This window comes from Maribacter taeanensis (assembly GCF_047345145.1).
Lineage (GTDB): Bacteria > Bacteroidota > Bacteroidia > Flavobacteriales > Flavobacteriaceae > Maribacter_C.
Window position 1 is genome coordinate 23,226 of sequence record NZ_JBLFER010000004.1, and the last position, 21,690, is coordinate 44,915.

Annotated in this window: 15 protein-coding genes; 11 read left to right on the plus strand and 4 right to left on the minus strand. The window is 37.2% G+C overall.

Features of this window, described 5'->3' with window-relative positions:
- Window positions 1-94: 94 nt before the first annotated feature.
- The gene (locus ACKWCD_RS13565) at window positions 95-2,143 is read right to left on the minus strand and encodes an HD family phosphohydrolase (protein ID WP_413984500.1); all 2,049 of its coding nucleotides are present in this window, start codon (window positions 2,141-2,143) and stop codon (window positions 95-97) included.
- 191 nt (window positions 2,144-2,334) lie between these two features.
- Here ACKWCD_RS13565 and ACKWCD_RS13570 point away from each other — a divergent pair, with 191 nt between their 5' ends.
- Both ACKWCD_RS13570 and ACKWCD_RS13575 read left to right on the plus strand, forming a co-directional pair.
- Window positions 2,335-3,513 carry an acetyl-CoA C-acyltransferase gene (locus ACKWCD_RS13570; protein WP_413984501.1) on the plus strand — a complete coding sequence of 393 codons (1,179 nt, stop codon included), beginning with the start codon at window positions 2,335-2,337 and terminating at the stop codon, window positions 3,511-3,513.
- A 17-nt stretch (window positions 3,514-3,530) separates the two neighbouring features.
- Window positions 3,531-4,283 carry a C40 family peptidase gene (locus tag ACKWCD_RS13575; RefSeq protein WP_413984502.1) on the plus strand — a complete coding sequence of 251 codons (753 nt, stop codon included), beginning with the start codon at window positions 3,531-3,533 and terminating at the stop codon, window positions 4,281-4,283.
- Between the two features lie 56 nt (window positions 4,284-4,339).
- On the opposite strand, the gene ACKWCD_RS13580 is transcribed toward ACKWCD_RS13575, so the two are convergent.
- Both ACKWCD_RS13580 and gyrA read right to left on the minus strand, forming a co-directional pair.
- Window positions 4,340-5,602: a tetratricopeptide repeat protein gene (locus ACKWCD_RS13580; protein WP_413984503.1), complete on the minus strand. Its 1,263-nt coding sequence runs from the start codon at window positions 5,600-5,602 to the stop codon at window positions 4,340-4,342.
- A 39-nt stretch (window positions 5,603-5,641) separates the two neighbouring features.
- A complete protein-coding gene (gene gyrA / locus ACKWCD_RS13585; RefSeq protein ID WP_413984504.1) occupies window positions 5,642-8,191 on the minus strand; it encodes a DNA gyrase subunit A in 2,550 nt (849 codons plus the stop codon).
- A gap of 261 nt (window positions 8,192-8,452) precedes the next feature.
- Between gyrA and ACKWCD_RS13590 the strand changes: the two genes are divergently transcribed.
- A complete protein-coding gene (locus ACKWCD_RS13590; protein ID WP_413984505.1) occupies window positions 8,453-11,002 on the plus strand; it encodes an ATP-dependent Clp protease ATP-binding subunit in 2,550 nt (849 codons plus the stop codon).
- A gap of 201 nt (window positions 11,003-11,203) precedes the next feature.
- Window positions 11,204-11,605, plus strand: coding sequence for an STAS/SEC14 domain-containing protein (locus ACKWCD_RS13595; RefSeq protein WP_413984506.1), 402 nt, complete (start codon window positions 11,204-11,206; stop codon window positions 11,603-11,605).
- A gap of 69 nt (window positions 11,606-11,674) precedes the next feature.
- Here ACKWCD_RS13595 and ACKWCD_RS13600 read toward each other — a convergent pair whose 3' ends face one another.
- Window positions 11,675-13,210 (minus strand): NAD(P)H-hydrate dehydratase, encoded by a 1,536-nt coding sequence (locus ACKWCD_RS13600; protein ID WP_413984507.1) that lies wholly within the window; start codon window positions 13,208-13,210, stop codon window positions 11,675-11,677.
- 307 nt (window positions 13,211-13,517) lie between these two features.
- Between ACKWCD_RS13600 and thrA the strand changes: the two genes are divergently transcribed.
- The 7 genes from thrA to ACKWCD_RS13635 all read left to right on the plus strand — a co-directional run bounded on the left by thrA (window position 13,518) and on the right by ACKWCD_RS13635 (window position 21,649).
- Entirely contained in the window at window positions 13,518-15,962 is a 2,445-nt protein-coding gene (gene thrA / locus ACKWCD_RS13605) for a bifunctional aspartate kinase/homoserine dehydrogenase I (protein ID WP_413984508.1), read from the plus strand.
- 121 nt (window positions 15,963-16,083) lie between these two features.
- The gene (locus ACKWCD_RS13610; RefSeq protein WP_413984509.1) at window positions 16,084-17,013 is read left to right on the plus strand and encodes a homoserine kinase; all 930 of its coding nucleotides are present in this window, start codon (window positions 16,084-16,086) and stop codon (window positions 17,011-17,013) included.
- Window positions 17,014-18,309 carry a threonine synthase gene (thrC, locus tag ACKWCD_RS13615; RefSeq protein ID WP_413984510.1) on the plus strand — a complete coding sequence of 432 codons (1,296 nt, stop codon included), beginning with the start codon at window positions 17,014-17,016 and terminating at the stop codon, window positions 18,307-18,309. It begins immediately after the preceding gene.
- A 91-nt stretch (window positions 18,310-18,400) separates the two neighbouring features.
- Window positions 18,401-19,486, plus strand: a complete 1,086-nt coding sequence (gcvT, locus tag ACKWCD_RS13620) for a glycine cleavage system aminomethyltransferase GcvT (protein WP_413984511.1) — start codon at window positions 18,401-18,403, stop codon at window positions 19,484-19,486.
- Window positions 19,487-19,492: 6 nt separating this feature from the next.
- On the plus strand, window positions 19,493-20,341 hold the full coding sequence (locus ACKWCD_RS13625) for a sugar nucleotide-binding protein (RefSeq protein WP_413984512.1): 849 nt from the start codon (window positions 19,493-19,495) through the stop codon (window positions 20,339-20,341).
- Window positions 20,342-20,522: 181 nt separating this feature from the next.
- Window positions 20,523-20,810 (plus strand): 4a-hydroxytetrahydrobiopterin dehydratase, encoded by a 288-nt coding sequence (locus tag ACKWCD_RS13630; RefSeq protein WP_413984513.1) that lies wholly within the window; start codon window positions 20,523-20,525, stop codon window positions 20,808-20,810.
- 128 nt (window positions 20,811-20,938) lie between these two features.
- Window positions 20,939-21,649 carry a YebC/PmpR family DNA-binding transcriptional regulator gene (locus tag ACKWCD_RS13635; protein ID WP_413984514.1) on the plus strand — a complete coding sequence of 237 codons (711 nt, stop codon included), beginning with the start codon at window positions 20,939-20,941 and terminating at the stop codon, window positions 21,647-21,649.
- Window positions 21,650-21,690 lie beyond the last annotated feature (41 nt).

Consider the following 21,690-nt stretch of genomic DNA (forward strand, 5'->3'; position numbering starts at 1 on the left):
ACTATCGCATAAAATGCGGATGCAAATGTACATTTTTCAAATGCTATTACACAACATTTTATTTACTTTTTTTACTGTTGAATTAAGGAATTTCTCATTCTGGGTATTCCACACGTAAATGATAGATATTGGTAAGCTTTTGTTTGAATATTTTCTTAATTGATTCAATCTCTTTAAAAGTAATATTCGCATTCAAGAATTGATTTGCAGCCATTTGACCTGCGACAATCTTGTCAACAAATTCGTCAATAATAAGAAAGGTTGGATTCTTTAAACTCTTTGACGCCGCTTCAACAGAATCTGCCATCATCAAAATTGCTGTTTCCTTTGAAAAAGGTGTTGGTCCGGGATATCTAAAATCATCGGCATTAGCTTCAGGGTCAATTTCCTGCTGTTTTTTAAAGAAATAATATACCAATGTAGTACCATGATGTGATCTGATAAAATCAATTACGCGATCGGGTAAATTATTCTTGCGAGCCAATTCGATACCTCCTATGACGTGATCTAGTATGATTTTAGCGCTATCCTTTGAAGACAGCTCATCATGCGGATTCACATTCGTAATTTGATTCTCAGTAAAATAAGTTGGGTTCAACATCTTTCCAATATCATGGTATAATGCTCCTACCCTAACTAACATGGCATTTGCACCAATTTCATTTGCTGCCGCTTCCGCCAAATTGGAGACCTGTAGTGAGTGATGAAACGTTCCAGGTGCTTTATTTGAAAGTTCTTTCAGTAATTTTGAATTCGTATCTGATAGTTCCAGTAGAGATACATCTGAAACTAACCCGAAGACCTTTTCATATACATAAATCAGAGGTTGTACAAAAAGTGTAATCATTCCATTCAAAAGAAACAAGCCAAGGGTAAACCATCCAATATTTTCCAAATTACCTTCATGAATTATATGAAAGGCTAAATATCCAACAATGTAGATTAGTGTAATTTGCCCAACTGAGATAAAAAGATTTGCTCGTTTATAAAGCTCAGAAACTGTTAGAATAGTGACAATCCCAGCTATAATCTGCAAAAAAATGTACTCAAAACTATTAGGCACCACGAACCCCAGAATTAAGACGGTCAGAACATGAATAAAGAGCCCAAGGCGAGCATCAAAAAAAGTTTTAAGTAATAAGGGAAGAATGCATAGTGGAACGACAAAAACATAAGCTTCATTATACTTTACAACCACTGTGGTTACAAAAACCATAAGTATTACGTTAAAAAAGATAAATGTTACTTTCGTATTATTCTCATATATATCTGGTCTATATTTTTTCAAAAAAAGCAACAACATCATAAGCACTAAGGCCACCAAAACAGCATATCCGAAGAGAATAAAATATTGACTTTTATCGGTCCATAATTCTGATTCGTACTCTTTCTTAAGGGAATTAAGAACTTTAAAATTTTCTGACTCAACAACTTCTCCTCTAGCTATAATTAGTTTTCCTTCATCTATGGTGCCACGGGTATAAGATATACTGGCTAACTCATCTTTTAAGGCCTTCGCAGAAAGACTCTCATCATAAGACACATTGGGTATGGTCAGTTCAACAAATAGTTCTTGAAACGCATTCTTGAAAGTAACTAGACCTTTATTGCGAATTATTCTATTGACCACCCGTTCAATATCTTCACCAGTATATAGTTCGTTTATTGCTATTTGATTGGCTTCATTCTCTCTTATAACATAAATCTGTTTTTTAGAATTTGTAGCACTTTTGCTTACTGCAATTCCGTTTGTATATAATTCATCAAGTATTGACCTGCAGGTCTCGCGCAAAGTGGTTAATTGATTTGAATTATACTTATCAGATGGAAACGCCGTATTAAAACGCGAATCAAATTGCTGATAAACTTCTCTCGCTTTAGCTAAATCATATTGATAGTATTCAATATGACTGTTCTTAATCTTCTGCTGTTCTGCCAAAATTTCAGACTTTTCTTTACTAATAGAAAAATCAAAAGGGGCATAGAGATTTTCATATTGCCAGGGTTTTCCTTTCTGGAATTCATATTTGAACTGTCCTCCTTTCGGAAAAAAAAAGACAATACAAAACAGGGATAGTCCGTATAAAATATATTTATAAATGTGGGATTGGTTCTTATATAACCGATCCAATGACTTGCTCATAGAGAAGGTATCTAGTTTCAAAAATAGAAAAATATAAGAGAAGGTAACTTTTGATTATAGTCCAATTTAAATATGAGCCTCAAAATAGAATATCAGAATCAGTAATTCACTCCAAAAGCAAACAGAAGACAATCTCTAATTCAGCTTAAAATTCGTATTTTTGCAGATGTACAAAAAATTGAAATTTTAGCATGAAGGAAGTAGTAATTGTATCAGCTGTTCGGACTCCAATAGGAAGCTTTATGGGTTCTTTGTCAACCATTCCAGCACCTAAACTTGGGGCTATCGCCATAAAAGGTGCTCTTGAAAAAATCAACTTATCCCCAGAATTAGTTGAAGAAGTTTTAATGGGTAATGTAGTTCAAGCTGGCACGGGGCAAGCACCCGCTCGACAAGCAGCAATTTTTGCGGATATTCCTGATAACGTTCCTTGTACAACAATTAATAAGGTCTGTGCCTCTGGAATGAAAACAGTGATGCAAGCTGCTCAGGCAATTGCATTAGGTGATGCATCAATAATTGTTGCTGGAGGCATGGAAAATATGAGTTTGATTCCGCACTATGTTCATTTGCGAACAGGCCAAAAATTCGGTCCAACCAGTTTAATCGATGGCATGCAGAAAGATGGCCTTGTTGATGTTTATGATCAAAACGCTATGGGTGTATGTGCTGATGCTTGTGCAACAGAACATGATTTTAGTCGTGAAGATCAAGATAATTTTGCGATTCAATCTTATAAGAGATCGGCTGATGCCTCCAATAATGGTAAGTTTAAGAATGAGATTGTTCCTGTTGAAGTTCCTCAGCGCAGAGGAGAACCTATCATAGTTTTTGAAGATGAAGAATTTAAAAATGTAAAGCTTGAAAAAATACCTAATTTACGGCCTGCTTTCTCAAAAGATGGTACGGTTACAGCCGCCAATGCGTCAACCATAAATGATGGTGCAGCTGCTTTGGTTTTAATGAGCGCTGAAAAAGCTAAGGAATTAAATCTAAAACCTTTAGCCACTATTAAGAGTTACGCCGATGCCGCTCAAGAACCAAAATGGTTCACAACTGCACCTGCCAAAGCATTGCCTAAGGCACTAGACAAAGCAGGTATTTCAATAAATAATGTGGATTATTTTGAGTTCAATGAAGCCTTTGCTGTTGTAGGTCTAGCCAATATGAAGTTATTAGGTCTAAAAGATGATAATGTGAATGTGAATGGAGGAGCGGTGTCATTGGGCCACCCTTTAGGATGTTCAGGAGCTAGAATTTTGGTTACACTTCTTCATGTTCTAGATCAAAACAATGCAAAAACAGGTGCGGCAGCTATTTGTAACGGTGGCGGTGGAGCATCTGCAATCGTTGTAGAAAGAAACCAATAGTTCCTATTTAAACAACTATGCACTACGGTATTTGCGCATTAAGCGTCATTCCAGTTCGATCGCTTGCTGATGAAGCGAGTGAAATGACAAATCAAGTTTTATATGGAGAACATTTTAAAGTTCTCGAGCAACGAAAATTCTGGAGTCGCATTCGAATTGCTTCTGATGGGTTTGAAGGATGGGTAAGTAATGTTCAAATTATTCTTATTACAGAAGAAGATTACTATGAAATAGAAAGTTCTAAGGAACCTAAATATTCAGCCAACCTAGTTTCTTTTGTTTCGAACAAAGCCGATGTTTTGCTTCCTATCATTTTGGGATCTTCGGTGCATAATGTCAAAAATCTCCCTAATGCTTTCGAAGGGGATTTTACAAACTCCCAAGGAGAAAAACCCTCTTTAGTAAAGACGGCATTGCAATACTTAAATGCTCCTTTTTTATCTGGAGGAAGAACACCGTTCGGAATAGATAGTTCAGGATTTACACAGATGGTGTATAAAATCAATGGGTATTCATTGAAAAGAAATGCCGCTGAACAATGTAACCAAGGCGATGCACTTAGTTTTATTGAAGAAAGTGAACCCGGTGATTTGGCATTTTTCGATAATAACGATGGTGATATCAATCATGTTGGTATCATAATGAAAGACAACTATATTATACATGCATTCGGCAAAGTACGTATTGACCGTATAGACCATACTGGTATTTTTAATTCAGAAACCAGAACCTATAGTCACTCACTTAGAGTAATCAAAAAAATCATATAAAAAAACCTCCTTTAAAAAATAAAGGAGGTTTTTTAATTTAAATGGGATTATAATTCTTATTCTCCCAATAATTTTTTGATGCGCATAAAGTTATCATTGTCACCCATAGCACCATAAATATTCTTTAATTGAGAAAGAATACCTTGGTTATCAGGATTTTGCTTTAACGCATCTTCCAAGACCTTAGCCCCCTCATTAAACAAATTATCTTTTTGCTGCTTTAACTCATCATAACGTGCGATATCTTTTCGTGAATTACCTAGGGTATTCATTTCATCAATTAGCCCGTTACCCTCATTAACATAAGTAGTAGAAAGATTCAACTGTGCATTTATATAACCTGGATCTACTTCTAAGGCTTTAAGGTATGAGGCTCTTGCATCAGCTAGGTTACCTTGCTCCATGTTAATAACACCAATGTTATAATGAAGGTCAGCATTATCGGGTTCCATGGTAGCAGCCTCCGCCATTAGGGTCTTAAATTTATCTTTGTCACCTAACTTGTAATGAAGATTAGCCTCTTGCAAAATTAAGTTGACATCTTCGGGATTACTAGCACGTGCTTTTGCATAAGCTTCTAATGCTTTATCATCTTGACCTAATTGGCCATAAATTAAAGCAGTATTCTTAACTATCTCAGCTCTTTTTGAAGGCGTCTTTTCATCAACTGGATCTTTATAGGTACCTGACTTCACCATAAGATCCCTTTGAACACGATCCATAGTTTCGACTTCACCAGTTTCGTTATTTGTTGCCTTATACTCTATGCCACTACCATCATAACCAATTTCTTGTAACTCATTGTAATATGACAAAGCCTGTTCATAGTGAGCACCATTAATTGCGCTACTAGCTGCATAGTACAAATAAGTCGTATCTTGAGGACTGATCTTGTAACTCAAATACAACTTCTCTCCAGCTTCTTTAAAATTTTTGTTGCCATTATCTTCAACTGCTGAGTTTACCAAATCAGCGGTAATGGATGCTAATCGTTGATTGGAATCAGCTGTATATTTTACTTTTCCGCTCTTCTCTTCAATAGCAACAACTTTTTTGAAAGAATCAACTGCCTCTGAAAATGCAGTATTATCTCCACCTTTTGCTATTTCTGTCAAAGCTTTACCCTTTAAAGAATAATACTGTGCCTGTAATTTAGCATCAGCTGCATCTATTGTACCTGATGCGCCTTCTAGTGCTGTCTTTGCCGTCATTGCATCGCCAGCTTTCAAAGCTTTTTCAGCTGCTTTAATCTCCGTTTTCTGGGCAAAACCAACCATTGTAAAGGACATGGCTGCCAGTATAAAAATTTTAGTTTTCATTTTCGATTTAATTAAAATTAGAGTTTATTGATTATAAATTTATTCTTCTTCGGAGCTACTTTCTGAAGCATCCGTGCTTCCATTATCAATAGCCGTGCCATCTTCCGTAGTTACCTCAATATCAAGTATGTCAACTTCTTCTAGATCATCTTCATCCTTCATAACTTTTGCTACTGCTGCGATAGAGTCATCACCTTTTATGTTGATTAGTTTAACCCCTTGTGTTGCTCTACCCATTACCCTTAGGTCTTCTACAGACATACGAATTGCAATACCTGATCGATTGATAATCATAAGGTCGTCTGAATCAGATACGTTTTTAATCGCTACAAGGTTGCCGGTCTTCTCGGTTATTGAGATCGTTTTTACACCTTTTCCGCCTCTATTAGTAATTCGATAGTCTTCAATGCTGGATCTTTTACCATACCCATTTTCAGAAACTACTAGAAGTTCATCCTCAAAATTATGAACGGAAACCATTCCGATTACCTCATCAGACTCACTTGCCAATCGAATTCCTCTTACACCGGAAGCATTTCGACCCATGGGTCTCGTTTTACTTTCTTCAAAACGTATGGCCTTACCAGATTTCAAGCCCAAGAATATTTGACTTGTTCCCGTAGTAAGTTTTGCTTCTAGCAATTCATCATCTTCACGAATTCCGATAGCATTAATGCCGTTTTGACGCGGCCTCGAATACTGCTCCAAAGAAGTTTTCTTTACAGTACCTTTCTTCGTAGCCATAATAACATAGTGGCTATTTACGTATTCTTCATCCTTAAGGTCTTGAGTACAAATAAATGCTTTTACCTTATCGTCATTCTCGATATTGATCAAGTTTTGAATGGCCCTACCTTTAGATGTTTTGCTTCCTTCGGGAATTTCATAAACCCTCATCCAGAAACACTTCCCCTTTTGCGTAAAGAACAACATATACTGGTGATTCGTACCAACAAAAAGATGCTCTAAGAAATCCTCATTTCTAGTGGAAGAGGCTTTTTGACCAACTCCTCCTCTATTTTGTGTTTTGTATTCGGTAAGGGGTGTTCGCTTGATGTACCCCGCGTGAGAAATAGTAATTACTACTTGCTCATTCGGAATCATATCTTCCATACTCAGGTCACCACCTGCAAAGTTGATTTCAGAACGACGCTCATCTCCATACTTAGATTTGATCTCATGAAGCTCATCCTTTATAATATCCATTCTTCGCTCTTTGCGATCAAGAATATCTTTTAAGTCTGCAATCGTCTTGACAATCTCGTCAAATTCATCGCGAAGCTTATCTTGTTCTAAACCCGTCAACTGACGCAAGCGCATTTCGACAATTGCCTTCGCTTGAATTTCAGAAAGTTTGAAACGTTCAATTAAATTTTCTCTTGCTTCGTCTGCATTATTTGAAGCTCTAATAATCTTTATAACCTCATCAATATTATCAGAAGCAATAATTAAACCCTCTAGTATATGTGCTCGATCTTCAGCTTTTTTCAACTCGAACTTCGTACGCCTGACGACAACCTCATGACGATGCTCCACAAAATAGTGAATCATTTCTTTTACGTTCAACAGTTGTGGCCTACCCTTAACCAATGCAATATTATTAACGCTGAATGAAGATTGTAACGCTGTATATTTATAAAGGGTATTCAATACGATATTAGGTATCGCATCTCTCTTTAAGATATAAACAATGCGCATTCCCTTTCTATCCGATTCATCACGAATACTAGAAATACCTTCAATTTTCTTCTCATTAACAGCATCTGCTGTCTTTTTGATCATATCTGCCTTGTTGACCTGATATGGTATTTCTGTAACAATAATACATTCTCTACCCTGAACTTCTTCAAAAGTAGCTTTAGCACGCATCACAACGCGACCTCTACCGGTATGAAAAGCTTCTTTCACACCATCATATCCGTAGATAATACCTCCGGTTGGAAAATCAGGGGCTTTGATATGCGTAATCAACTCATCGATTTCGATATCGTTGTTTTCTATATATGCGATGGTTCCATCAATAACCTCAGAAAGGTTATGAGGTGGCATATTGGTCGCCATACCTACGGCAATACCAGATGCTCCATTCACTAATAAATTAGGAACTCTGGCTGGTAAAACAGTTGGCTCCTCTAAAGAATCGTCAAAATTGAGTTGGTGGTCTACGGTATCTTTATCAATATCAGCCAACATGTCATCAGCAATCTTGCGCATACGTGCTTCCGTATAACGCATTGCTGCAGGACTATCACCATCTATAGAACCAAAGTTACCTTGGCCATCTACTAGCATATATCTCAGACTCCATTCTTGAGCCATACGCACCATTGAATCATAAACTGAAGTATCTCCGTGAGGATGGTACTTACCCAACACCTCTCCTACAATACGTGCTGATTTCTTGTGAGCACTACTCGATCGAACACCAAGTTCGTACATTCCGTAAAGTACTCTTCTGTGTACAGGTTTTAAACCATCCCTGACATCAGGGAGGGCACGTGACACAATGACCGACATTGAATAATCAATGTAGGCAGATTTCATTTCATCTTCTATATTAATCGGTATCAGTTTTTCGCCTTCTGCCATTTTAAAATTTTGCTGTTTTTCTATTGATTAAAAAAGTAAGCCAATATACGTAAAATCGATGCCTTCGAAGCACATATCAAATACTTTAGTAAACAATTTATTAACACTTTCTGCGTTGTGATTAGTTGATAATTACAATGTTAATTATTTTGTAATTCGTTCCTTTTTTCGTCATTTCGAACTAGTTTGTCGATTTCAGGTATAGTATTTGCCTTAGATTGCCTGAGATTTACTAATTTTAATGCTCATACCGCATAATTTATGGATGATAATTTTTCCCCAAGAGTTAAGGATGTAATTGCTTACAGCAAAGAGGAGGCTCTAAGGCTCGGTCACGATTTTATTGGGACTGAGCACTTAATGCTAGGTTTGTTGCGTGATGGAAATGGAAAGGCAATAAGCATTCTTGATGCACTTGATGTTGACTTAGACCACTTGAGACGCAAAGTTGAAATTCTGAGCCCTTCAAATCCTAACCAAAGTGGCCTTCAAAAGGACAAAAAAAACCTTCACCTGACTAGACAAGCAGAACGTGCTCTAAAAACTACGTTTTTAGAAGCGAAACTTTTTCAAAGTTCGTCTATCAATACTGCTCATTTATTACTTTGTATTTTGAGAAACGAGAATGACCCTACCACCAAATTACTACATAAACTAAAAGTTGACTATGATGGTGTTAAGGAACAATTCAAATTTATGATTACAAGTGATGATGATATAGTTGATGCACCAACTTCAGAATCTTTTCCTAGCGAGAATGATGATGCAAACGAAGGGAAAGAAGGAAATTTCGGAGCAACTTCGAGTCAAAAAGGAAATAAGAAATCGAAAACTCCTGTACTAGATAACTTCGGACGTGATCTTACCGCAATGGCGGAAGAAAATAAATTGGATCCTGTAGTTGGAAGAGAAAAAGAAATTGAGAGAGTTTCTCAGATTTTAAGTAGAAGAAAGAAAAATAACCCGTTGTTAATTGGTGAGCCTGGTGTTGGTAAAAGTGCCATCGCTGAAGGACTTGCCCTTCGGATTATTAATAAAAAAGTATCACGTATTCTTTACGGAAAACGTGTTGTGACACTTGACCTTGCCTCTTTAGTCGCTGGCACAAAATACCGTGGACAGTTCGAAGAACGTATGAAGGCGGTTATGAATGAATTGGAAAAGAATGACGATGTTATTCTTTTTATTGACGAGATACACACTATAGTTGGAGCCGGTGGGGCTACAGGAAGTCTAGATGCTTCCAATATGTTTAAACCTGCTTTGGCAAGGGGTGAAATTCAATGTATAGGAGCTACTACTCTTGACGAGTACAGGCAATACATTGAAAAAGACGGAGCTTTGGAACGTCGTTTTCAAAAAGTAATCGTTGAACCTACCACGGTAGATGAAACAATTGAAATTCTTCAAAATATAAAAGGAAAATACGAAGATCACCATAATGTTAGCTATACTGATGAAGCTATTGTTGCTTGTGTAAAGTTGACCAATAGATATATGACAGATCGATTCCTTCCAGACAAAGCCATTGATGCTTTAGATGAAGCAGGATCTCGTGTTCATATTGTTAATATGGATGTACCGAAGCAGATTGTTGAGCTTGAAAAACAATTGGAAGATGTACGTGAATTAAAGAACAGTGTGGTCAAAAAGCAGAAGTATGAGGAAGCCGCAAAACTTCGCGATGATGAAAAACGTCTTGAAAAAGAGCTAGCGGCTGCTCAAGAAAAATGGGAAGACGATAGCAAACTTCATAAAGAAACAGTTTCAGAAGACAACGTAGCAGATGTAGTTTCTATGATGAGCGGAATTCCCGTAAATCGTATTGCACAAACTGAAAGTAATAAGTTAGCCGAATTGCCTGAGCTTATAAAGTCCAACGTAATTGGTCAGGATGAAGCTGTTGCAAAAGTATCTAAAGCAATTCAAAGAAATAGAGCGGGACTTAAAGACCCAAATAAGCCGATTGGTTCCTTTATATTCTTGGGTCAGACTGGAGTAGGTAAAACCCAGTTAGCCAAAGTTTTAGCCAAAGAATTATTTGATTCTGAAGATGCACTCATTAGAATAGATATGAGTGAGTACATGGAGAAATTTGCCATCTCGCGGTTGGTAGGTGCACCTCCGGGATATGTGGGTTATGAAGAAGGTGGACAACTGACCGAAAAAGTACGTCGTAAACCTTATTCTGTTATTCTATTAGACGAAGTTGAAAAAGCGCATCCTGATGTATTTAATATGTTGCTGCAGGTTTTAGATGATGGATATTTGACAGACAGCCTTGGCAGAAAGATCGATTTTAGAAACTCTATAATTATAATGACCTCGAACATTGGTGCGCGTCAATTGAAAGATTTCGGACAAGGAGTTGGTTTCGGTACATCAGCCAAAAAGTCGCAGGCCGATTCACATCAAAAAGGAGTAATAGAAAATGCTTTAAAAAAGGCTTTTGCTCCGGAATTCTTGAATAGAATTGATGATGTTATTGTATTTAATCCGTTAGAAAGAGAAGACATTCATAAGATTATTGATATCGAGCTTGAGAAATTGTTTAACAGAATAAAAGACATTGGCTACGATTTAAGTTTAACCGAGGCTGCGAAAGATTACATTGCCGAAAAAGGTTTTGACAAGCAATATGGCGCTAGGCCTCTTAAAAGGGCTATCCAAAAGTATATTGAAGATACGCTCGCAGAAGAAATCGTAAATTCCAAACTTGAAGAAGGCGATAGTATTCATATGGATTTGGACAAGAAAAAAGAGGAACTTACTATAAAAATTAAAAAGGCTAAAAAGTCATCTGAAGCATAAATTTCGTAAGAAATTAGAACAAAAGGAGTCATCTAAAATGGCTCCTTTTTTTGTGCTATAGAATGAGAACAGTAAGAAATAAAACACGCGCATCCCTAGTAAAATGCAGTACGAACGATATTTGCGTTATTGGTCTATTATTTTTCCCAAAGGTAACGGGTAGCTATACTTTCGTATCAGACCACTATAATTAGAATTTAAATGAGCATAGGGCAATCAAAGAAGACCGTTGTTGTTAGAGAGTATCATTTAGATGTGGGAACTATACAAGTTTTTGAAAACTATATGGTTTCTGTATTTGAAGATGGTGCAACGCTGACCTTAGAAAGAGCATACCAAATTTTAGGTATTGCAGAAATACATTTCAGAAACAAAGATTTTGGATATATTAGTTTGCGTAAAAACTCTTATGCAATTGACCCTACTGTATACACCTATCTCAGAAGTCTCGATAATTTGAAAGCGTTTGCAATTGTTTCTGTTAAAGAAATTGATATGCACAATTTTAAAATCGAAAAATTATTTTACAAAAAACCTATGAAGTTCTTTATTCAATATGATAATGCACTAGCTTGGGTAAAACGCCGAGTTAGAGGAAGATAAACCAAACTACTACTAAATACTTAAAAGGACCTTATTCAGGGTCCTTTTTTGTTTTAGTCTTATTTATATTTATTCTGGTTCTTGAACTTGAGGAGGTTCCGGTATTTCGAACAAATTTATATAGGCCTTCCCAATAGTCTCTATTATTTTGGAAGCAGTTAAGGTTTGATATCCTGTTTCTTCTATTGCAATATCTGCCGCTTTTCCATGAAGATAAACACCAAAAAGAGCTGCTTTTAGTGGCTCATAACCTTGTGCAACTAACCCCGAAATAACCCCCGTAAGAACGTCACCACTGCCGGCAGTTGCCATTCCAGGATTACCAGTCGTATTGATATAACCTTTGCCCTCATATACCGTTATAGTATTCGCCCCTTTTAGAACTACTATACAGTCGTATTTTTTGGAAAAGGCCTTGGTTTTCTTCAGCTTATCAAAATCATTTTTCCATTTCCCAATTAGTCTTTCCAACTCTTTTGGATGCGGGGTTAAAATGCTTCGTTCTGGTAAGACTTTTAGTAAGGCTTTGTTTAGTGACAGAATGTTCAATGCATCAGCATCGATAACCAAGGGAATTTTATTCTTTTTTATAAAATTAGAATATCCTTCCACAGTTTTTGATTCGATTCCTAACCCCATACCTATTCCAATTACTGAAGGAACAATATCAAATTCTATTTTTGAAATGTGCTTTTCTCCGTCAGTCAGAACCATTGCCTCAGGCAAACTAGCTTGCAAAGCAACATAACCGCATTCAGGCACATAGGCCGTTACTAATCCGCTCCCAATAAAAAGAGAAGCTTTACTAGCGAGATGAACTGCACCAATTTTACCATGACTACCGCCAATCATGAGCGCATGCCCAAAATTTCCTTTGTGCGAAAATTTTTTCCTTGGAATATAAAACGGTAATACATCATGCTTTCCAATCAAATGATATTCAGTTTCGGTCGTGGTCAGATATTCAGGGTCTAATCCGATATCCAGGACTTCCCATTGGTCTATATACATTCCAGTTTCCGGAAGAAAAAACACAAGCTTCGGCGTTTGAAAGCTCAGCACAAAATTAGCCTTAATCGCTGCCTTTTCATCTTCTGGTAGTCTATCCGTAAACAATCCCGAAGGAATATCTACAGAAAGCACAAATGCCTCCGTTTTCTGAAGATGATTCATGAGGTTTACCACCCAAGGGGCTGGCGCTCTATTCAATCCTATGCCAAAAATTGCGTCAACAATAATATCTTCTCTTCCGATTACAGGCATGGTACAATCAGAATCTAAAAATTCTGGCCAAATTTTTCGGTCCTTTAAGCGCTCGAGATTGATTAAGAAATCTTTTGAACGTTTCTTACTGTAATTCACCACATAGACAGCAATATTGTAACCATGCTCTTGCAAATGTCTTGCTAATGCGATGCCATCTCCCCCATTATTTCCAATTCCGCAGAACAAATGAATTTTTACTGGAGCTCCTTGCATTCGCGTGTGAATCCAATTAAAAATCTGAACCGCAGAGCGTTCCATCAAAATCTCACTTGAAATTTGTTGTTTTTCAATCGTGAATTTATCGGCTTCATAAATTTGTGCAGCACTGAAAAGCTTCATAATGGTATTCTTAATTTTAGGTTAGCAACTAAAGCCAAAATCTAACAATCGATACTATAAAATCCGATTTAATACCGAATCCATAAAAATTCAACTGATGATTTGATTAAGCAATCAAAAGTACTACTTTTACTACTTTATTAGACCAATGCTCGATATGAGATTCGATATAGCAACTAAATTTTCTATCACAAATGGCTTTACGTTCACTACAGCCACCACAACCCCTTTGGGGTAATTTGCTATTATATTCATCCGTTTGCCTCTATTGGCCCATTTCAAAAAATTACATTTTTAATCCCATGACATGAAAGTCTTAAAATTCGGCGGCACTTCTGTTGCCAATGCTCAAAATATTTCCCTAGTTAAAGATATTGTAGCAACTTGTGCTACCGATAAATGCATAATAATAGTTTCTGCTTTAGGCGGTGTTACCGACACCTTGTTAAATGCCGCAGACCTTTCTTCAAAAAAAGATGAGAGATATAAAACGGTGCTCAAAGAAATTGAGAAAAGACATTTAGATACGGTTAAAAGCTTAATTCCTATACACGGGCAAAGTACTGTCTTGAGCAAAATTAAAAGTGAACTAAACACACTTGAAGATTTATTAGAAGGAGCTTTCTTGATTGGAGAAATCACACCTCAACTCTCAGACAAAATCGTAAGTTATGGGGAAATGCTGTCGTCATACATCATCAGTGAGTACTTCCAACATCAGCAATTAAATGCTGCCCATGTTGACAGCAGAACGCTTATTGTTACCAATGAAGTCAATGAAAAAGCAGCAGTCAATTTCAAAATTACAAATACGAATTGTCAAAAGTTTTTCTCGGAAACTCCTCATAAGATTATCGTGGCAGGCGGATTTATTGCTTCCTCAGAAAATGGAAATCCCACAACACTTGGTCGTGGTGGTTCTGATTTCACTGCAGCTATCATTGCGGCCGCTGTAAATGCCGAAGTACTTCAAATTTGGACTGACGTAAGCGGTATGTACACGGCCAATCCGAAGTTAGTAAAACAAGCGAAAGCTATTCCTAATATCTCCTATGAAGAGGCCATGGAATTATCTCATTTCGGGGCAAAAGTTTTATATCCTCCAACGATACAACCCGTATTGTCTAAAGGAATATCCTTAGAAATAAAAAACACATTCAGACCAGAAGACAAAGGGACCTTAATTACTAAAAGCCAAAACGAAAAAGGAAAAACGGTACGTGGCATAAGTCATGTTGAAAACATTGCGCTTCTCTCTTTAGAAGGGCCTGGCATGGTTGGTATACCAGGAATCTCAAAACGCTTTTTCGAAGTGCTTTCTCAGGCAGAAATCAGCGTAGTTTTGATTACACAAGCTTCCTCAGAACATTCGATTTGTGTCGGTATTTCTGCGGATGATATTGATAAAGCGGTGCAGATTGTAAATAATGCTTTTGAATATGAAATAGAGCGTGGAAAGATTAAACCTGTTATCGCTGAGAAAAACTTGGCCATTATCGCACTCGTAGGTGACAATATGAAAAGTCATCAGGGACTAAGCGGGAAAATGTTCAGTACCCTTGGAAAGAACAACGTAAATATTCGCGTAATTGCGCAAGGAGCCTCAGAGCGAAATATTTCAGCCGTTATTAAAAAAGATGACGTAAAAAAAGCCTTAAACGCATTGCATGAAGAGTTTTTTGAAGAAAACATAAAACAACTCAATTTGTTTGTAATGGGTGTTGGAAATGTTGGTGCAAAGTTCTTGAACCAAGTTTGCCAGCAAAAGAAATACCTCAAAGAAAATTTAAAACTGAATATCCGAGTTATCGGTTTGTCAAATTCTAGAACGATGGTTTTCGATGAAGGCGGAATTCCCCTTAAAAATTGGGAAGACACCTTAGCTTCCGGGGAAAAAGCCAATAAAGAACAATTCTTCGAAAAAGTAAATCAGCTCAATTATCGCAACAGTATTTTTGTTGACAATACCGCCAGTGCTGAAGTTTCTACGACTTATAACTCATATTTGGGTAATAGTATTTCGGTTGTTACGTGTAACAAAATTGCTTGTTCTTCGGAATATTCCAACTACCAAGAATTAAAGAGTCTCGCACGAACTTACAACGCACCATTCCTCTTTGAAACCAATGTGGGCGCTGGTTTACCTATTATAGATACTTTGAAGCATTTGATTGCTTCAGGAGATAAAATATTAAAAATTCAAGCGGTTTTATCAGGAAGTCTAAACTTTGTATTTAATAATTTCAACGACCAAACTTCGTTTCATGACGTTGTAAAACAAGCTCAAGAGGAAGGGTATACCGAACCGGACCCGAAAATCGATTTGAGTGGAGTTGATGTGATGCGGAAGATTTTGATTCTAGCTCGGGAGAGTGGAAATCAATTGGAAATCGATGACATTGAAAACAAATCCTTCCTACCACAGGAAAGTTTAGACACCGATAACAATGATGATTTCTTTGCTTCTTTGGTAAAGTACGAAGGGTATTTTCAAAAGCTATACGCTGACGCTGTAGCTAAAGAAAGTAAACTAAAGTATGTAGCGCAATTTGAGGAAGGAAAAGCAAGTGTTGGTTTACAGGAAATTCCGAAAGGGCATGATTTTTACAACTTGGAAGGAAGTGATAATATCGTACTGTTTTATACCGAACGCTACCCGAATCAACCCATGATTATTAAAGGAGCTGGTGCAGGGGCAGATGTTACGGCATCGGGTATCTTTGCAGATATTATTCGAATAGGTAATTTTTAAAAAGTGAAAGGATTAAAAATAACGTCTTTGCGAGGCACGAAGCAATCTGTGCATTAGAAACACTAAACAAACAGATTACTTCGTCGTGAAAAACTCCTCGTAAAGACGGTGAATTCTAATTATGAGTCAAACCAAAATAAAAATATTTTGTCCAGCAACGATAGCCAACATCTCTTGTGGATTTGACGTGCTTGGTGTTGCTCTAGATTCCGTTGGAGATGAAATGGTAGTCCGAAAAACTTCAGAAAAGGGCATTCGTATTACAAAGCTTAAAGGGCAAGATTTACCCATGGAAACCCTTAAAAATGTTGCGGGAGTTGCAGGCTTAGCACTTTTAGAAGAAAGTGATTACCAAGGCGGATTCGAAATTGAAATTTATAAGAACATCAAAGCTGGAAGCGGAATCGGTAGCAGTGCGGCAAGTTCTACAGGAGCGGTCTGGGCCATGAATGAACTATTAGGAAAGCCCTTTACAACAATAGATTTGGTGAAGTTCGCCATGGAAGGTGAACGTTTAGCAAGTGGCGTTGCACATGCAGACAATGTAGCCCCCGCCCTATTTGGTGGATTTACTTTAGTTCGCAGTTACGAACCTTTGGATGTTATTCCGATACCGAGTCCTGAGGAATTATACGCGACAGTGATTCATCCTCAGATTGAAGTAAAGACTTCAGATTCTCGGAAAATACTAAAGACTAACATCACCCTTAAAGATGGAATCAAACAATGGGGAAATGTAGGTGGCTTGGTTGCCGGACTTTATACCAAAGATTATGATTTAATAGGCCGCTCTTTGGAAGACCATATTGTAGAACCCATTCGTTCTATATTGATTCCCGAATTTGATAAAGTTAAATCAGAAGCAATCGCTTCCGGAGCCTTAGGCTGTGGAATATCAGGCTCTGGTCCATCGATATTCGCATTAAGTCGTGGAGAAAAGATAGCTCGAAAGGTCGCAGATTCCATGAAAGATGTTTATAAAAATGTCGGAATCGATTACGAAATACATGTTTCAAAAATTAATCCTTCAGGAATAAAGATTTTAGATTAGATGAACTTTTATAGCCTTAACAAACAAGCCCCAGAAGTATCTTTCAAAGATGCTGTGATTAAGGGAATTGCCCCTGACAAAGGATTATATTTTCCAGAAAATATAACTCCTTTGCCATTTTCATTTTTTGAAAACATAGAAGAACTCTCGAATCAAGAAATAGCCTTCAATGCTATTCATCAGTTTGTTAGTGATGACCTTCCGAATGAAAAATTAATGAAAATTTTGACAAATGTGCTGGACTTTGAATTTCCAGTAGTTGAAATAGAAGAAAATATTGCAACCCTTGAGTTATTTCATGGCCCAACCATGGCTTTTAAAGATGTGGGTGCACGTTTTATGGCGAATTGTTTGGGTTATTTTTCCGAGGGTGATTCAAAGGAAGTTACTGTTTTAGTTGCCACTTCAGGAGATACAGGAGGAGCCGTAGCAAACGGATTCCTGGGCGTTGATGGAGTGAAAGTAGTTATTCTCTACCCTAGGGGAAAAGTTAGTGATATTCAGGAACGCCAACTCACCACTTTAGGGCAAAATATTACCGCCCTAGTTGTTGATGGCACTTTTGACGATTGTCAAAAAATGGTTAAAACAGCTTTTCTAGATGAAGAATTGTTACATCAAATGCAACTGACTTCTGCGAATTCAATTAATGTAGCACGTTGGTTACCCCAGTTATTCTATTTCCTGTTTGCTTACAAACAGGCCAAATCTCAAGGAAAAGAAATCGTTTTCTCGGTACCCTGTGGAAACTTTGGAAATATCTGTGCGGGTATGGTAGCCCAAAAATTAGGCATGCCGGTAAAACATTTTGTTGCAGCAACAAATGTCAATGATACGGTTCCTGAGTTTATGAAAACCGGGGAATACCATCCTAAGCCTTCAACGGCTACCATTTCAAATGCTATGGATGTTGGCGACCCCAGTAACTTTATTAGAATTCGGCATTTATTTCAAGATAACTTTGAAGCTTTGTCTGAAAACCTATCTTCATTCACTTTCTCTGATGAGCAAACTAGAGTTGCTATGAAAACCATTTATAGCGATTCAAAATATATCGCCGACCCGCATGGCGCGGTTGGTTATTTGGGATTAAAAAAATATCAAGAAACGCATCCTGAAACCTATGGCATCTTTTTAGAAACAGCGCATCCAGTGAAGTTTTTAGATGTAGTAGAAGAAACCATTCCTGAAAAATTGGCGATTCCTCCGCAGATTCAAAAGGTAATGGATAAAGAGAAAAAATCCATCCAAATCAAAACTTATGATGATTTGAAAACATTTTTGACGAATCGTTGATTCCCGAAAACAAAATAGTTTAGAAAACAATAGCTTCCTCTTTTTTCATCCCTAAATTATTCAATAGCTTTGCTAAGCTAAAAATTTAGATATGAAGAATACTGCTTTGACCCAAACTCATGAAGCTCTCGGAGCTAAAATAGTTCCGTTTGCGGGCTATAACATGCCCGTTTCCTATGAAGGCGTAAATGCCGAGCATGAAACCGTTCGAAATGGAGTTGGTGTTTTTGATGTTTCCCATATGGGGGAATTCTTGATTGGTGGTCCGAACGCTTTAGCTTTGATTCAGAAAGTTACTTCTAATGACGCATCAAAACTGACTATTGGAAAGGCACAATACAGCTGTCTTCCCAATGAAACGGGCGGTATTATTGATGACCTCATCGTCTATCGAATGAAGGAGGAGCAGTATTTATTGGTGGTTAACGCCTCAAATATTGAAAAGGACTGGAATCATATTTCAAAATACAATGCAGAGTTTAACGCTGAAATGCGCGATATTTCAGAGGGATATTCCCTGTTGGCGATTCAAGGACCGAAGGCGGTTGAAGCAATGCAAAGTCTAACTTCAGAGGACTTATCGGCTATCAAATTCTACAATTTTGTGGTTGGAGATTTTGCAGGAATTGAACATGTAATTATTTCTGCTACCGGATATACGGGCTCAGGAGGATTCGAAATCTATTGTAAAAACGAAGAAGTAAAACAAGTATGGGACAAGGTATTGGAAGCTGGAGCCGACTTTGGAATCAAACCAATAGGCCTTGCAGCTCGAGATACTTTAAGATTAGAAATGGGATACTGTCTTTACGGAAACGATATCAATGATGAAACTTCTCCCTTTGAGGCAGGTTTAGGATGGATAACCAAATTCACCAAAAACTTTGTCAATAGTGAAGCACTTGCCAAGGAAAAAGCACACGGACCAGAACGAAAGCTCATTGCTTTTGAATTGGATGAACGTGGCATTCCAAGGCACGATTATGATATCGTAGACGGACAAGGAAAAAAGATAGGAATCGTAACTTCAGGAACGATGTCTCCATCTATGGGCAAAGGTATCGGACTAGGTTATGTGCCTACCATTTTTTCAGAAGTGGGTAGTAAAATCAATATTCAGATTCGCAAAAACAAAGTTCCGGCAACAGTTGTAAAACTTCCTTTTTATAAAGCATAAGCTTGCATGGGCAAAAAAAAGGAGAGGCAATATGACGGCGGAAAAAAAATACTCATTATAGGAGGAAGTGGTTTTATAGGAAACTCCATTTACAAAGAACTCTGTAACTATTTCGACACCTACGGAACTTACAATTCTGCACGTAGGTCATTCGAAAAAAATCAGCAATTTTTTAAATATGACATGACGGAAGATGACATCTTTTCGTTATTGGAAAAAATCCGACCAAATATCATCATTTCAGCTGTCCGTGGTAATTTTGCGGCTCAGGTTCAGGCTCACCAACATATCACAGAATACCTAATTCAGAATGATTGCACATTGTATTTTATATCATCAGCGAATGTTTTTGATGCTTATAGTAAGTATCCGTCCTACGAGAATGACAAGACACTTTCGGAGAGTGTCTATGGAAGGCTGAAGATTCGCATTGAGAATATGCTATTAAGACTTCCAAAAGAAAAAATGGCAATTTTAAGGGTGCCTATGGTGTTTGGTAACGGTTCTCCACGGATAAAAGAAATCAAGAAATTCATTTTAGAAAATGAACCGGTAGAGGTCTTTCCCAATTTGATTTTAAATGTGACAAGCGCTGATAAATTGACACAGCAAATTCATTATTTAATTAACAGAAATAAAACGGGAATCTTCCATTTAGGAAGTAAAGATTTAGTTCATCACGAGGATTTCATCAAAGAAGTTGTAGAACGCATTGGAAGCTTTAATCCTATTTACAAACGTGTTTTCACCACAAATGAAGATCGCTATCTAGCTGTACTCCCAAAGCATAATAAGCTGCCGAAAAATTTGCAGATGAGTTATCAAGACATTATCGACCATCATATTTTAAGCTAAAAAAAAAGACTTAAGACCGCTGCGCTCTGAGATATTAGACTCAAGACTTTTTAAGGTATTGTAAAACGTTTCAGTACTTTTGAAATACAAATAATTATTAGAAAATGAGCTCATTAAGTAGAGCTATTCAAAAAATATAGATTTCCTTATTCGAGGAAATGAAAATAAAAAAAACATAAGCATGGAAAAATTATCAGACCAGCAGATTATTGAATATCTAGGAAAGTTAGATGGATGGGAATTTGTGGATGGAGCTATCGAAACCTCTTTCGAATTTGCAAACTTTAAAGAAGCCTTTGCCACGATGACTCGTATCGCGTTCGAATGTGAGGCGCAGGGACATCACCCTGATTGGAGTAATGTTTATAAAAATTTACATATTCGTCTCAATACCCACGATGCAGGGGGTGTAACCGAGAAAGACTTTAAATTGGCGCATACCATTGAAGGTATTATCGAAGGGGAGTAGGTAAACACAAATTCAAAAAACAAACTCAAATTCAAAACATGAATCTAAGAGATTTTGTGTTTGTATTTGAAATTTGCGTTTGTATTTGATTTTAGTAATTTTGATTTTAAGTTAAATAGGATATAATTATGGGAAGAGCTTTTGAATTCAGAAAAGCACGAAAAATGAAACGGTGGTCGGCCATGTCCAAAGCCTTTACACGTATTGGTAAAGATATTGTCATTGCTGTAAAAGAAGGAGGTCCTGATCCTGATTCAAATTCACGTTTACGTGCTGTTATTCAGAATGCGAAGTCCGTGAACATGCCTAAAGACAATATCGAGCGCGCCATAAAACGTGCGAGCGATAAAAGTCTAGGGGATTTTAAAGAAGTTCTATTCGAAGGTTACGCTCCTCATGGAATTGCAATTCTAATAGAAACTGCTACAGATAACAATACAAGAACGGTTGCTAATGTCCGAAGCTATTTTAATAAGTGTAATGGTAACTTGGGCACCTCAGGTTCGGTGGACTTTATGTTTGACCATACCTGTAATTTTAGAATTCCCGCAGAAGGTATTGATCCTGAAGAACTAGAGCTAGAAATGATAGATTACGGAGCAGAAGAAGTATTCGTTGACGACGATGGAATTCTTATCTATGCACCATTCGAAAGCTTTGGAGCCATTCAAAAAGAATTGGAAAAACGTGAGGTTGAAATTTTATCTTCCGGTTTTGAGCGTATTCCACAAGTGACCAAACAACTTACTGAAGAGCAGGTTGCCGATGTAGAAAAGCTTTTAGAAAAAATTGAGGAAGACGACGATGTACAGAATGTGTATCATACGATGCAGGAATGACATAAGACGTTAGACGTTAGACGTTAGACGTTAGACGTTAG

Excerpts from the sequence above, each read along its gene's own strand:
- ACKWCD_RS13580 (WP_413984503.1), bottom strand. The coding sequence starts at position 5,602 with ATGAAAACTAAAATTTTTATACTGGCAGCCATGTCCTTTACAATGGTT.
- ACKWCD_RS13575 (WP_413984502.1), top strand. The coding sequence starts at position 3,531 with ATGCACTACGGTATTTGCGCATTAAGCGTCATTCCAGTTCGATCGCTT.
- ACKWCD_RS13625 (WP_413984512.1), top strand. The coding sequence starts at position 19,493 with ATGGGCAAAAAAAAGGAGAGGCAATATGACGGCGGAAAAAAAATACTC.
- ACKWCD_RS13630 (WP_413984513.1), top strand. The coding sequence starts at position 20,523 with ATGGAAAAATTATCAGACCAGCAGATTATTGAATATCTAGGAAAGTTA.
- ACKWCD_RS13610 (WP_413984509.1), top strand. The coding sequence starts at position 16,084 with ATGAGTCAAACCAAAATAAAAATATTTTGTCCAGCAACGATAGCCAAC.
- gyrA (WP_413984504.1), bottom strand. The coding sequence starts at position 8,191 with ATGGCAGAAGGCGAAAAACTGATACCGATTAATATAGAAGATGAAATG.
- thrA (WP_413984508.1), top strand. The coding sequence starts at position 13,518 with ATGAAAGTCTTAAAATTCGGCGGCACTTCTGTTGCCAATGCTCAAAAT.
- ACKWCD_RS13600 (WP_413984507.1), bottom strand. The coding sequence starts at position 13,210 with ATGAAGCTTTTCAGTGCTGCACAAATTTATGAAGCCGATAAATTCACG.
- ACKWCD_RS13590 (WP_413984505.1), top strand. The coding sequence starts at position 8,453 with ATGGATGATAATTTTTCCCCAAGAGTTAAGGATGTAATTGCTTACAGC.
- thrC (WP_413984510.1), top strand. The coding sequence starts at position 17,014 with ATGAACTTTTATAGCCTTAACAAACAAGCCCCAGAAGTATCTTTCAAA.
- ACKWCD_RS13595 (WP_413984506.1), top strand. The coding sequence starts at position 11,204 with ATGAGCATAGGGCAATCAAAGAAGACCGTTGTTGTTAGAGAGTATCAT.
- ACKWCD_RS13565 (WP_413984500.1), bottom strand. The coding sequence starts at position 2,143 with ATGAGCAAGTCATTGGATCGGTTATATAAGAACCAATCCCACATTTAT.
- ACKWCD_RS13570 (WP_413984501.1), top strand. The coding sequence starts at position 2,335 with ATGAAGGAAGTAGTAATTGTATCAGCTGTTCGGACTCCAATAGGAAGC.
- gcvT (WP_413984511.1), top strand. The coding sequence starts at position 18,401 with ATGAAGAATACTGCTTTGACCCAAACTCATGAAGCTCTCGGAGCTAAA.
- ACKWCD_RS13635 (WP_413984514.1), top strand. The coding sequence starts at position 20,939 with ATGGGAAGAGCTTTTGAATTCAGAAAAGCACGAAAAATGAAACGGTGG.